The following is a 12,489-nucleotide window of genomic DNA, read 5'->3' as shown; positions in this document are numbered from 1 at the left end:
CCCGGAGGCGAGGCGCCTCCGGGCCCGGTGTGCAGGCAGCGCTCAGCTGTGCAGGCAGCGCTCAGCCGTTGGGGCGCAAGGTCCACACCACGGTCATCTCGCCGGTGACGGCACCGTCCGCGCGCCGGATCTCGATCGACACCGGGAACTCGGGCCGCTCCCCGGCATCCAGCTCCGCGACGACATCGGCCACCGGGCGGCCGAGGGTCGCGGTGGCGGTGACGGCTCCCATCGCCAGCTTCTTGTACGCGATCTCGGCACGCACGGCGAGCGGCACGGCCCGCGCGAGCTGCTCCCCGAAGGCGGCCAGCACGATCGACCCGCTCGCGGTCTCGCCGAGGGTGAACATCGCGCCGGCGTGCGGCCCGCCGACGTGGTTGTGGTACTCACCCTGGTCCGGCAGGGCCACCACGGCCTTCTCGGGCGTGGTCTCCAGGAACTGGAGGTTCAAGGTCCGGGCCATCGGCACCGTCGCGGCGAGCATCTCGCCGATCGACATCTGGTCTGCGCTCATGACGAGCATGTTACCCACGAGTAGTCTTCGCTGGCCAGGGGGCTGTCGGGCAGCGGTGGTACGCGTGCCGGACGTGCCCAACCCGCGGCGGAGCCCAGACCCGCGGTGCCGGGTTTGCCGAGCGCCCCGGACGGTTCAGCCGATTCCGAACGCCCCGGCGGGCGGCTCGGGTGACGGCACGGCGTCCTCGTCCCGCACCGGGCGCGCACCCGCGATGAAGCCGCGGATCCCGGGCCCGTGCTCGACCCGTGCCGGAAAGGGGTCGGCTGCCGTGAGCCGGGCCAGGGCGGCCGCGTCGACGGGGTGGTGTGCGGCGACGAGTACGGCGTTGCCGAAGCGCCGCCCGCGCAGGACGGCCGGTTCGGCGATCATCGCCAGCTCCTCGAACTGAGTGGCAAAGGTGGCGAGTTGGGAACGGAGAAAGGCGAAGGGCGCGGCGTCGGCGAGGTTGGCCAGGTAGACGCCCCCGTCGCGCAGCACCCGGGCGGCCTCGTGGGCGTAGGCCACGGAGGTGAGGTGCGCCGGCACGCGGGAGCCGCCGAAGACATCGGCGACGATCACGTCCGCCGAGTCCGAGGGGGCCGCCTCCAGCCAGGTGCGGGCGTCGGCGGTGTGCAGGGTGACGGCCGAGCCGTCCGGGAGCGGCAGGTGCTCCAGGACCAGTTCCAGCAGGGCGCGGTCCGCCTCGACGACCACCTGTCGCGAGCCGGGCCGGGTGGCGGCCAGGTACCGGGGCAGGGTGAGCGCGCCGCCGCCGAGGTGCAGCACGTCCAGCGGGCTGCCCGGTTCGGCGACGGTGTCCAGGACGTGCCCGAGCCGTCGTGCGTACTCGAACTCCAGGTGGGCCGGCTCGTCCAGGTCCACGTACGACTGCGGCGCCCCGTCGACCGTCAGCAGCCAGGCCCGCTTCCGGTCGACGTCGGGCATCAGCTTGGCGGTGCCGTGATCGACGTCTCGGGTCACGGGTATCGGCTCGTCCACGGGTCCATTCTGCCGGGAGCGGGGGCCACGGGCGTGCGGTCCGGGCTCGCGGGTTCAGGCGCCCCAGACCTCCCCCACCTGTCTTGCGTGCTCCTTCGCCTGTTCGCGTCCCGCCCGTGCCGAGGCCGCCCGGACCGCAGGGTCCAGTGCGTTGGGGCCGATCGCGTCCTTCGCGGTCGCCGAGGGTGTGACGACCGCGACCCGGGCGCCCTGCTCGGTGAGCCGTCTGCCCTGGTCGGCCGCCGAGGCGAGGGGGCCGCCGCCCGAGGCGATGGGGGCCAGGACGACGACGCGTTCGTATCCGCTCGCCAGGTGGGCGTTGGCCGGTGAGTACACGCCGCCGTCCGTCCAGCGGCGGCCCTCGATGGGCCAGGTCGGCCAGACGCCCGGTACCGCGCAGCTCGCGGCGACGGCGTCCGCCAAGGGCACGCCGCTGTCCCTGTCGAACACCCGGAGCGTCCCGGTGGCCGTATCGACGGCGGTGATCCGGAGCGGACCGTCCGGCCACCCAGGAGACACCAGGCGGCTCTCGATCACTGCCCGGCGGGTCGCTTCGGAGGGTGTCCGCGCACGCAGCGCCATCCGGCCGAGCTTGCGGCCGTAGGCCTCGGGTGTGCGTGAGGTGAGGGCGGCCCAGACGAAGCGGGCGAGCACACCGGGGCCCATGCGTGCGGGTATTTCGCCCTCGGGTTCGGCCAGTTGACGCTCGTAGAGCTCCTGGGGCGTGCGCAGCGCCAGGAGTTGGGCCGCCACCGTCGATCCTGCCGACGTGCCGAACACCGCGTCGGCGTCGCCGAGATCGACGCCCGCCTCGGACAGCCCGTACACCATCCCGGCCAGCCATCCGATGCCGCCGACGCCCCCGCCGCCGAGTACCAACGCCCTGCCCGCCATGGTCTCCCCCGGTCTCTCCACCACCCACGACTGCGTGTGCGATCAAGTCTTGCGCACGGCACTGACAATCGGCTCCGGACGGCCGGATGCGCGGCGCCCGCCCCCGAGGAGGCGAGCGCCGTGCACATTCAGCCGACCGACGTCACAGTGCCCGCGCCCGCGTGCGGCCCCGCTCACCGAATCACGAAACCGAACCGCCCCCGCAAACACGACACCACCCAGCCCCACCGCCGCATCAACGGCCCCCGGGCACCCACAACTCAGCACACAGCGCCCGCCCCCGAAGAAGCGAGCCCCGCACGTGCTCAGCCGACCGACGCACCGTGCCCGCGCCCACCATGCAGCCCCCTCACCGACTCGCGAAACCGAACCGCCCCCGCAAACACGACGCCACCCAGCCCCACCGCCGCATCACCACACCCCACAACCGCCCCCGGCACCCACAACTCAGCACACAGCGCCCGCTCCCGAAGAAGCGAGCGCCGTGCACATTCAGCCGACCGACGTCACCGTGCCCGCGCCGACCGTGCGGCCGCCCTCGCGGATCGCGAAGCCGAGACCCGGCTCCAGCGGCACGTCGCGGCCGAGCTCGACCGTCATGGTCACGGTGTCGCCGGGCCGGGCGAGGGCCGTCTCGCCGAGGTCGACGTCGCCGACCACGTCCGCGGTGCGGATGTAGAACTGCGGCCGGTAGCCGCTCGACACCGGGGTCGAGCGTCCGCCCTCGCGCGTCGACAGGACGTACACGCGCGCGGAGAAGCGGCGGTTCGGTGCCACGCTGCCGGGCGCCGCCACGACGTGTCCGCGCCGGACCGCGTTCCGCGGGACCCCGCGCAGCAGCAGCGCGACGTTGTCGCCGGCCTGCGCCTCCTCCATGGGCTTGCCGAAGGTCTCCAGGCCGGTGACGACACTCTCCAGCCCGGCGCCGAGCACTTCGACCCGGTCGCCCAGGCGGACGACACCGCGCTCCACCGCGCCCGTGACGACAGTCCCACGGCCGGTGATGGTGAGGACGTTCTCGACAGGCATCAGGAACGGCGCGTCCACGTACCGCTCGGGCATGGGCACATACGTGTCCACGGCGTCGAGCAGCGCCGCGATGGACGCCGTCCACCGCGGGTCGCCCTCCAGGGCCTTCAGCCCCGAGACCCGTACGACGGGTACGGCGTCGCCCCCGTAGCCATGCGCGGTGAGCAGCTCACGGACCTCCAGTTCGACGAGTTCCACCAGCTCCTCGTCGGCCGCGTCCGCCTTGTTCAGGGCCACCACCACGTGGTCGACGCCGACCTGCCGGGCGAGCAGCACGTGCTCGGCGGTCTGCGGCATGATCCCGTCGAGCGCGGAGACGACGAGGATCGCCCCGTCGAGCTGCGCGGCGCCGGTGACCATGTTCTTGACGTAGTCGGCGTGACCCGGCATGTCCACGTGCGCGTAGTGGCGGGTGTCGGTCTCGTACTCGACGTGCGCGATGTTGATGGTGATGCCGCGCGCGGCCTCCTCCGGGGCGCGGTCGATGCGGTCGAACGGCACGAAGGTGCCGGTGCCGCGCTCGGCCAGCACCTTGGTGATGGCGGCGGTCAGGGTGGTCTTGCCGTGGTCGACGTGGCCCATGGTGCCGATGTTCAGATGCGGTTTGGTGCGCACGTACGCCGTCTTGGGCATGGCGATACCTCGAAGCCTCTTCGTAGAGCGGTGCAGAGAGATGGGGACCCCAGAGGACTCGCCGACCCTCCCCCTGCGGGGTCCGCCGGACGATCCGGAGAGGGTCAGCTTCGGGCGCCGTCGACTGCGGCGACGAAAGTCGGAACGGCAGCCTTCGGGGCATCCGCGACTGCGGATGCTGCGAGGTGGAAGGCGTACCGGAACATGACGCCGATCATTGCCGACGCTCTGCCCGGCGTCGAATGATTTTTCAGGTCATGGGAGTTCGGGCCGAAACGGCTCAGGCCCCGATGTTCTTCAGTGCCTCCCGGACCGACAGCGGCGCGAACCGGCCGCGTTCCCTGACCAGGAAGGCCCGTACGGCCTCCGGGTCGGTCTTGGCGTACTCGCGCAGGCACCAGCCGATGGCCTTGCGGATGAAGAAGTCGGGGTGCCCGGACTGGCGCAGGCAGTAGCCGAAGAGCCGCTCGGCGTCGGTGCGTTCCTTGTAGCGCAGCTGGTGGAGCAGGGCGGTGCGGGCGATCCACAGATTGTCGTCGGTGATCCAGCGGTCCATGTCCGCGGTTAGCTTCGGGTCGGCCGCGACCAGGGCGCCCACGACATGGGCTGCGAGGAGGTCGACGGTGTCCCACCAGGGGACCGTGGCGACGAGGTGCCGGGCCACCGGCAGGAAGCCGGAGGTGCACACGCGCGCGTGGCGGCGCAGATAGTCGACGGCGAAGTACTGGTACTCGCGCTCGGGCAACTGCCAGCAGCGCAGGGCGATCGCCGTGCAGTCGCCTTCGTCGGGGCGCGGCAGGCCCGCCACGACGGTGCGGGACAGGGTCCGGCGCACCGGCGTGATGAGACCCAGGAAGGGGGCCACATCCTTCATGTACGCGCGCATGGACTCGGCACGCTCCGGGTCGGCAGCGGCGGCGTAGGTGGCGGTGAGCCGCTCCAGCACGGTGTCGGCGAGTGTGCTGAACGGCACATGCGGTGTGACCTCACCTGTGACGCTCATGGGACGAACCATACGGCGATCACACACATTTGTCGGTTAGTGTCACCGGATGCTCGATGCCACCACCCGCTCTGGGGGCACCGCCACGGCCTCTCCCCGGGCCGCCGCCACGGAGCTCGCCGTCGCCGTACCCGTACCACCGACGAGTCTCGGCGCGCGCTGCACGCGCGTGCTGCTCTCGCCGTGGTCGCGGCTGTCCCTGCTCGTCGTCCTGCTCGCGAGTGCCGCCGGTGCCGTGCTGCTCTTCCAGCCACAGCGGATGCTGGCGAACGGCTGGCCGCCGCAGCTCGGCGGGGCAGCGGCGGCCATGGTGTTCGCGGCGGCGTACGGGCTGTGCACCGTGGCGTTCGTGCCGCGGCCGCTGCTGAACCTCGGGGCGGGCGCGCTCTTCGGCTCCCAGCTGGGGACCGGGACGGCCCTTGCGGGTACGGTGCTCGGCGCCGGGGTCGCCTTCGGACTGGGCCGGATGCTGGGGCAGGACGCGCTGCGCCCGCTGCTGCGGGGCCGGCTGCTGAAGGCGGCGGACGGGCAGCTCAGCCGGCACGGGTTCCGTTCGATGATGGCGGCCCGGCTGTTCCCCGGGGTGCCGTTCTGGGCTGCGAACTACTGCGCCGCCGTCTCCCGCATGGGCTGGGTGCCCTTCGTTCTCGCGACGGCGCTCGGCTCGGTACCGAACACCGCCGCGTACGCCGTCGCCGGTGCCCGCGCCTCCGCACCGACCTCCCCCGCCTTCCTGATCGCCATGGCCTGTATCGCCGTACCGGCCCTGGTGGCCGCGGTGGTGGCCTGGCGCAAGCGGCATCAGCTGCGCGGACGCTGAGGGCCCGCTACACGCCTTCCAGGATCATCGCGTTGGCCAGTCCGCCCGCCTCGCACATGGTCTGCAGGGCGTAGCGTGCGCCACGCGCGCGCATGGCGTGCACCAGGGTGGTCGTCAGACGGGTGCCGCTGGCCCCGAGCGGGTGGCCGATCGCGATCGCGCCGCCGTGCACGTTGACCTTGGCGAGGTCGGCGCCGGTCTCCTGCTGCCAGGCCAGGACGACGCTGGAGAACGCCTCGTTGACCTCGAACAGGTCGATGTCGTCGAGGGTCAGGCCGGCCCTGCGCAGCACCTTCTCGGTCGCCGGTATGACGCCCGTGAGCATCAGCAGCGGGTCCGAGCCGGTGACGGCGAAGCTGTGCAGCCGGGCGAGCGGGCGCAGGCCGAGGCGGGCCGCGGTCTCGCTGGAGGTGATCAGCACGGCGGAGGCGCCGTCGTTGACGGGGCTGGCGTTGCCGGCGGTGACGTTCCACTCGATCTGCGGGAAGCGCTCGGCGAAGGCCGGGTCGTGGTAGGCGGGCTTGAGGCCGGCGAGGATCTCGGTGGTGCTGGACGGCCGTACGCACTCGTCGCGTGTGACGCCCTCCAGGGGCGCGACCTCGGCGTCGAAGAGCCCGTTGGCCCAGGCCTGGGCGGCCTTGCGGTGCGAGGAGACCGCGAAGGCGTCCATCTGGTCGCGGGTGATCGACCACTTGGCGGCGATGAGTTCGGCGCTGATGCCCTGTGGGACCAGGCCCTCCGGGTAGCGCTCGGCGACGCCGGGGCCGAAGGGGTCCTTGCCGGGCGGCACGTTCGACCACATCGGCACCCGGCTCATCGACTCCACGCCACAGGCGACGACGAGGTCGTAGGCGCCCGAGATGACGCCCTGCGCGGCGAAGTGCACGGCCTGCTGGGAGGAGCCGCACTGGCGGTCCACGGTGGTCGCGGGGACGGTCTCCGGGAAGCCCGCCGACAGCACGGCGTAGCGGGTGGTGTTCATGGCCTGCTCGCCGACCTGGTCGACGGTGCCGCCGATGACGTCGTCGATCAGTGCCGGGTCGACGCCGGAGCGGTCGACGAGGGTGCGCAGGGTGTGAGCGAGGAGCTCCACGGGGTGGACGTGCGCGAGGGAGCCGCCCGGCTTGCCCTTGCCGATCGGGGTGCGTACGGCTTCGACGATGACTGCGTCACGCATGTGCATGCCTCCACGGCGGATCGACGGGAACTACTCGCGAGCAGGAACTACTCGTGAGTAGGAAATCCAAACTCACCATAACTCTGAAGGTTGGAAAAACAAACCCTCCACTAGACTGGGCGTCATGGCCGCCACCAAAGACCCGCGCCCCTGTTCCATCGCCGACGCGCTGGCGGTGGTGGGCGAGAAGTACTCCCTGCTCGTCCTGCGTGAGGTGTGCCTGGGCAACGGGCGCTTCGACCAGCTGGTGCGCAACATCGGTGCCCCTCGCGACGTCCTCGCCGCCCGGCTGCGCCGCCTGGTGGACGCCGGGATCCTGACGAAGCGCGCCTACAGCGAGCGGCCGCAGCGCTTCGAGTACCGGCCCACGCAGGCGGGGCTGGAGCTGGAGCCGGTCCTGATGACCCTCAAGGAGTGGGGCGACCGCCACCTCCGGGGCGGGGTCGACCTCCCCATGGTGGTCGAGCACATCTGCGGCAACGAACTGGTCCCGGTCGTCACCTGCCGGGCCTGCGGCGATCCGGTGCACCACCAGGACCTCACCGCGCACCCGCAGGCCGAGGGGTGGACGGTGGCGGGACCCACGGCGGCCTGACCCGAACGAACCGAGATCAGCAAGCGCCTTGCCCGGCGGCTGCCGGGGTTGCGACAACGCCCGCCCGCGAGAGCGCGGGGCGATCTATGATCCGAGTCGCCCGTTCCCGCTGCTGCGCCGCCACAGTGCGTGCCGCCCGCGAAAAAGTAGGTCCCTCACTGTGAACAGCCCGGTCGGCACCTTGAGCAGCCCTGTCATGAACGCACCATGGCTCCTCGCCCGCTTCGCGCAGGCCGCGATAGTTGCGGCAGCCGTCGCGGACGTGTTCCGGGCACTGGCCCTGAGAGCTCATCAGCTGCATCCCACGAACGCGTCGCTGAACAGATTCGGCTTCAGATCGATGGTGTTCGTGAACCTCATGACCGCGGCGGCCGTGCTCTTCCTGGTGTGGTTCAGCCGCTGCCGGCGAAACGCACGGGTCCTTTCTCCCGGTGCCGCCTCGGAACCCGGCGTATGGGCCGTTGTGGCCTGGCTGATACCGGTGGTCAACCTGTGGGTCCCGCGCGGACTCGTCCTCGACGTCCACCGTGCGAGCAGCCTTCGGACGGCGGAAAAGGGCCGCGACGAGATCCTGGTGAACGTCTGGTGGGCAGCGTGGGCCGGGCACACCGTGACCGCCCTGGCATCCCGGTTCGGGGGCGGGACCTCGATGCCCCTCCTGGTGGTTTCGGAGGCGCTGAACCTCGCCGCGGCCGTCCTTGTGCTGTTCGTGATCCAGCGCATCACGGGGCAGCAGAGCGCAGCGCTCCGCGCCGCATCAACGACAGCCATTGCAACGCCGTGAGGCGCAGCAGCGCCAGGGCCTAGTCGGCCCGGTACACGTCCAACCGCCCGCACATCCCGAACTTCCCGTACACCGAAGGGAGTTCGGCCCGTACGACGGCCTCCGCGAGATGGCCGGCGTCGCCCTTTTCCAGGCGGTCGAGCTGCTCCCCCGTGGCTGCGGCGGCCGCCTCCGCACCCTGCCGCCAGCGTTCGCGCCACTCGGCGAGCCGGGGGCGTACCAGTGCCGCGGCGGCGCGGTGGAAGGCCGCCAGCGCCTCGGAGCCGTCAGCCTCGCGCAGCGCCCGGTAGCCCTCCAGGGCGAGGTCCCGGCGGGCGCGGGCGAACCGCTCCTGCTCCTCCTGCGGCACATCCGTCGGAATCCTGGTCGCGGCGGCGTACGTCTCCGCGTCCGTCAGGTACTGCGGCGGCAGCGTCAGGACCGCGTCGCCCGCCTCCGGAAGGCCGCTGTTCTGCATCAGCACCGTGATGCGCAGGTCGTCCTCGTTGACCAGGCGGTGGATGGTGCCCGGCGTGAACCAGGCGACCGTTCCGGGTACGAGGGGCGTGACCTCGTACCCGGACGTCGTGAGGGTCTGCACCGCACCCCGGCCGCCGGTGACGACATACGCCTCCGAACAGGTCAGGTGCATATGGGGAGTCCCGCCGCAGACACCGTCGACGGCCGGCCAGTCGTAGACGGACAGGTGCGAGACGGCGACCCCGCCCGGCAGTCCCGTGAACTCCCCTGTGCTCACCACGGATGCGCCTCCAGGTACTTGGTGATCTCCTCCCGCTCCCACCGTCCGTCGGCCACCACGATCCGGTAGCGGCGGGTGAGGGTGTCGCCGGGAGCGAGTTCCAGTTCGTCGTAGAACGCCCAGGACGGGGCGACGGCGGCGAACGGCTCGTTGCGTACGAACCAGTGGGCGGGGTGCGTACCGCGCTCGCCCAGGTGGTCGTTCTCGGGGGCGTGCGCGAAGACCAGGGTCGCGTGGCCGTCGCTGCCGTCGTGTTCGCCCGAGAAGGCGAGCCACGGCGCCTGCTCGCCCATCAGGCCGGGGCCCTCGGCGTCGGGGCCGATGATCCGGCCGTCACGGAAGGCGCGCGGGCCGCGCCAGAACAGGCCGGTGTAGCCGGCCATCTCACGCCCCGCGGTGGTCGGGCTGCCGAAGCTCAGCGGCTCGTCCCGGCGGTTGGTGACGGCGCTGGTCCAGGTCAGCGCCCAGGAGCCGGACTCCGCGTCGAGGTCGTGGATCTCGATACGGCGCTCCTCGTCGGCCCACAGCTCCCCGCTGTACGGGTGCCAGGTCAGCCGTTCCGCGATGACCGCGCGGTCGTCGTGAACCGCCACCTCGTCGAAGGCGACGTGCGCCATCGAGCCGACGCGTTCGGGAAGTTCGAGGTAGCCCTCGCCGTGGACGTAGGAGTTGCCGCCCCACAGGTTGGCGCCCGACAGGTGCGAGGCCGTCAGCTGCAGGCCCTTGTGCCAGCGGTGGTCGTTGGGCCGGTAGTCGGTGACGACGTCGCCCGCCAGGGTGCGCAGGGGGTGGATGTACGGCTTCGGGGACTCCCAGGCCGCTTCCGGGGCGTACACATAGCTCAACAGCTCGACGCCACCGGCCCGTTCGGTGATCGTGATGCGGTCGCCGAGGGCGTGCACGACTCGCAGCCAGGTCATGCGGACACCTCCTCGGCCGCCACGGGAGTGACGGGTGCCCAGCCGGGCGCCCCGCCGTGCATCGCCGTGTGGAACGGGTCTCCGGGGCCGATCTCGCCGGCCTTCACCGTGGTGTCCGTGAAGGCCGCCTTGTAGATCGCGGCGATCAGCTCCAGGCTGGTGCGCCCGTCGGCGCCGCTGCTGCGCGGACGCTCCCCCGCGCGCATGCTCGCGACCAGCTCCCGCAGCTGCTCCAGGTGCGAGCTTGGCACGTCCGCGCCGAAGTCCTGCCAGGCGGCGGCCTCCTCGCCGGACACACCGGGGGCCGGGGTGATGCGCCAGTTCGCGTTGGAGTGGCCGTAGAGGTGGGTGAGCTCGACCGTGGCGCGCTCGCAGTCGATGCGGATGCGGCTGACCTCGTCGGGGCTGAGGACGCTGTTGACCACCGTCGCCATCGCGCCGTTCTCGAAGCGGATCAGGGCGGTGGAGACGTCCTCGGTCTCCACGTCGTGTACCAGGCGCCCGGCCATCGCGCGCACCTCGCGCCACGGGCCGAGCAGGTCCAGCAGGAGGTCCATCTGGTGGATGCCGTGGCCCATGGCGGGGCCGCCGCCCTCGGTCGCCCACCGGCCGCGCCAGGGCACGGCGTAGTAAGCGGTGTCGCGGTACCAGGTGGTCTGGCAGTGTGCGACCAGCGGCCGGCCCATGGCCTGCTCGGCGAGCAGCCGCCGTACGTGGCGCGAGCCGGAGCCGAAGCGGTGCTGGAAGACGATCGACGCGTACGGGCCGCCGTCCTTGCCCTCCTCGGCCTCCACCGCGTCGTAGTCGGCGAGCGTCGGCACCGGCGGCTTCTCGCACCACACCCACGCCCCGGCGCGCAACGCGGCGATGGTCTGCTCGCGGTGCAGCGTCGGCGGGGTGCAGATGCTCACCAGGTCGGGGCGCTGCTCGCGCAGCATCTGCTCCAGGTCGGTGTAGGCGTGCGGGATCCCGGTCGCCCGGCAGAACTCCTCGACCGCGGTGGCATCGATGTCGACGGCGGCGACGACCTCCGTCTCGCCCTCCTCGGCGAGCCTGGCCAGGGCGGGCAGGTGCGAGCCCCGCCCGATGGCGCCGGTACCGATGACGGCGGCCCGGATGCGCCGGCCGGCGAGCGGGGCGGCGGGGGCCCGGGAGGTTCCGGGATGGGTCTCGGACGTGGACATGGACCTGATCAGCACTCCTCCGGGAAACGAAAAGCTACGAGGAGGAGCAGCGTCAGCAAGCGCTTTCTCCTCCCAGAAACGTAAGCTCCGCCCCCACACCTGGTCAACCACCCACCACCCAAGGCCGCCGACTGCCCCGAAACCCCTGTGCGGGGCCTGGCGGCGCCGGAGGTTAGGCTGCCCTTCACACCCGTGATCACGACGCCCGCCGGCGTGACGTCCCGTCGCGCCTGCCACGATCAGCACTTGGACGCCGTACATCCATGTCTTGGTTTGAATCCCTCGTCCTCGGACTCGTCCAGGGGCTGACCGAGTTCCTCCCCGTCTCCTCCAGCGCGCATCTGCGGCTGACCGCCGCCTTCTCCGGCTGGAAGGACCCCGGCGCGGCCTTCACGGCGATCACGCAGATCGGCACGGAGGCCGCCGTGCTGATCTACTTCCGCCGGGACATCGGGCGGATCGTCTCGGCCTGGGCGCGCTCTCTGGTGAACAAGGAGATGCGCCGCGACCACGACGCGCAGATGGGCTGGCTGGTGATCGTCGGCTCGATCCCGATCGGCGTGCTCGGGCTGTTGTTCAAGGACCAGATCGAGGGCCCGTTCCGCGATCTGCGGATCACCGCGACGATGCTGATCGTCGTCGGTGTGGTGATCGGCGTCGCCGACCGGCTCGCGGCACGCGACGAGACGGGCGGCCGGCACCGGGCGCCCAAGCAGCGCAAGACGCTCGAGAACCTGGGCGTGAAGGACGGCCTCGTCTACGGCCTGTGCCAGTCGGCAGCGCTCATCCCGGGCGTCTCCCGCTCCGGAGCCACCATCAGCGGCGGCCTGTTCATGGGCTACAAGCGGGAGGCCGCGGCCCGCTACTCCTTCCTCCTCGCCGTTCCCGCGGTACTGGCCTCCGGCCTGTTCGAGACCAAGGACGCTCTGGAGAGCGGCCATGTCGCCTGGGGCCCCACACTGTTCGCGACGGTGATCGCCTTCGCGTCCGGGTACGCGGTCATCGCCTGGTTCATGAAGTTCATCTCGACCAAGAGCTTCATGCCCTTCGTCTGGTACCGCATCGCGCTGGGCATCGTCATCATCGCCCTGGTCACGGCGGGCGTCCTGAGCCCGCACGCGGCCGAGTCGGCGGGCTGACCAGGGCCCGGCGCTCCGGCGGGAGTGCGGACCTCAACGCTCCGCCGCCATACGGAAGTTGCAGCTCCGGGCGGTGC

13 protein-coding genes are annotated in these 12,489 nt (G+C 71.7%); 4 read left to right on the top strand and 9 right to left on the bottom strand.

The features are described 5' to 3' along the window. Nucleotides 1-61: 61 nt before the first annotated feature. The 5 genes from ACFY1E_RS28905 to ACFY1E_RS28885 form a co-directional block, all read right to left on the bottom strand. A complete protein-coding gene (locus ACFY1E_RS28905; RefSeq protein ID WP_389080645.1) occupies nt 62-514 on the bottom strand; it encodes a DUF4442 domain-containing protein in 453 nt (150 codons plus the stop codon). Between the two features lie 135 nt (nt 515-649). Then, nucleotides 650-1,495: a spermidine synthase gene (locus ACFY1E_RS28900; protein WP_389080644.1), complete on the bottom strand. Its 846-nt coding sequence runs from the start codon at nt 1,493-1,495 to the stop codon at nt 650-652. Between the two features lie 54 nt (nt 1,496-1,549). Then, on the bottom strand, nt 1,550-2,389 hold the full coding sequence (locus tag ACFY1E_RS28895; protein WP_389081059.1) for a patatin-like phospholipase family protein: 840 nt from the start codon (nt 2,387-2,389) through the stop codon (nt 1,550-1,552). A gap of 492 nt (nt 2,390-2,881) precedes the next feature. Beyond that, entirely contained in the window at nt 2,882-4,051 is a 1,170-nt protein-coding gene (tuf, locus tag ACFY1E_RS28890; RefSeq protein ID WP_389080642.1) for an elongation factor Tu, read from the bottom strand. 280 nt (nt 4,052-4,331) lie between these two features. Then, nucleotides 4,332-5,054 (bottom strand): DNA alkylation repair protein, encoded by a 723-nt coding sequence (locus ACFY1E_RS28885; protein ID WP_389080641.1) that lies wholly within the window; start codon nt 5,052-5,054, stop codon nt 4,332-4,334. Nucleotides 5,055-5,103: 49 nt separating this feature from the next. Between ACFY1E_RS28885 and ACFY1E_RS28880 the strand changes: the two genes are divergently transcribed. Next, a complete protein-coding gene (locus ACFY1E_RS28880) occupies nt 5,104-5,874 on the top strand; it encodes a TVP38/TMEM64 family protein (RefSeq protein ID WP_389080639.1) in 771 nt (256 codons plus the stop codon). 7 nt (nt 5,875-5,881) lie between these two features. Here ACFY1E_RS28880 and ACFY1E_RS28875 read toward each other — a convergent pair whose 3' ends face one another. Then, a complete protein-coding gene (locus ACFY1E_RS28875; protein WP_389080637.1) occupies nt 5,882-7,051 on the bottom strand; it encodes a thiolase family protein in 1,170 nt (389 codons plus the stop codon). A gap of 124 nt (nt 7,052-7,175) precedes the next feature. On the opposite strand from ACFY1E_RS28875, the gene ACFY1E_RS28870 reads away from it, so the two are divergent. Together ACFY1E_RS28870 and ACFY1E_RS28865 are read left to right on the top strand one after the other, a co-directional pair. Further along, on the top strand, nt 7,176-7,646 hold the full coding sequence (locus ACFY1E_RS28870; protein WP_389080636.1) for a winged helix-turn-helix transcriptional regulator: 471 nt from the start codon (nt 7,176-7,178) through the stop codon (nt 7,644-7,646). A 196-nt stretch (nt 7,647-7,842) separates the two neighbouring features. After that, nucleotides 7,843-8,430, top strand: a complete 588-nt coding sequence (locus ACFY1E_RS28865; protein WP_389080634.1) for a DUF4328 domain-containing protein — start codon at nt 7,843-7,845, stop codon at nt 8,428-8,430. A gap of 19 nt (nt 8,431-8,449) precedes the next feature. Here ACFY1E_RS28865 and ACFY1E_RS28860 read toward each other — a convergent pair whose 3' ends face one another. Genes ACFY1E_RS28860 through ACFY1E_RS28850 form a run of 3 tightly spaced genes read right to left on the bottom strand, consistent with a single transcriptional unit; the run spans nt 8,450 to nt 11,273 of the window. Then, nucleotides 8,450-9,169, bottom strand: coding sequence for a cupin domain-containing protein (locus tag ACFY1E_RS28860; protein WP_389080632.1), 720 nt, complete (start codon nt 9,167-9,169; stop codon nt 8,450-8,452). Then, on the bottom strand, nt 9,163-10,089 hold the full coding sequence (locus tag ACFY1E_RS28855; RefSeq protein WP_389080630.1) for a PmoA family protein: 927 nt from the start codon (nt 10,087-10,089) through the stop codon (nt 9,163-9,165). Before ACFY1E_RS28855 ends, ACFY1E_RS28860 begins: the two co-directional genes overlap by 7 nt. Further along, a complete protein-coding gene (locus ACFY1E_RS28850; protein WP_389080629.1) occupies nt 10,086-11,273 on the bottom strand; it encodes a Gfo/Idh/MocA family protein in 1,188 nt (395 codons plus the stop codon). Before ACFY1E_RS28850 ends, ACFY1E_RS28855 begins: the two co-directional genes overlap by 4 nt. Before the next feature lie 263 nt (nt 11,274-11,536). Here ACFY1E_RS28850 and ACFY1E_RS28845 point away from each other — a divergent pair, with 263 nt between their 5' ends. Continuing rightward, a complete protein-coding gene (locus ACFY1E_RS28845; RefSeq protein ID WP_389080627.1) occupies nt 11,537-12,412 on the top strand; it encodes an undecaprenyl-diphosphate phosphatase in 876 nt (291 codons plus the stop codon). Nucleotides 12,413-12,489 lie beyond the last annotated feature (77 nt).

This window comes from Streptomyces sp. NPDC001604 (assembly GCF_042893475.1).
Taxonomy (GTDB): Bacteria; Actinomycetota; Actinomycetes; order Streptomycetales; family Streptomycetaceae; genus Streptomyces.
This window is presented reverse-complemented; position numbering and strand designations above follow the sequence as displayed.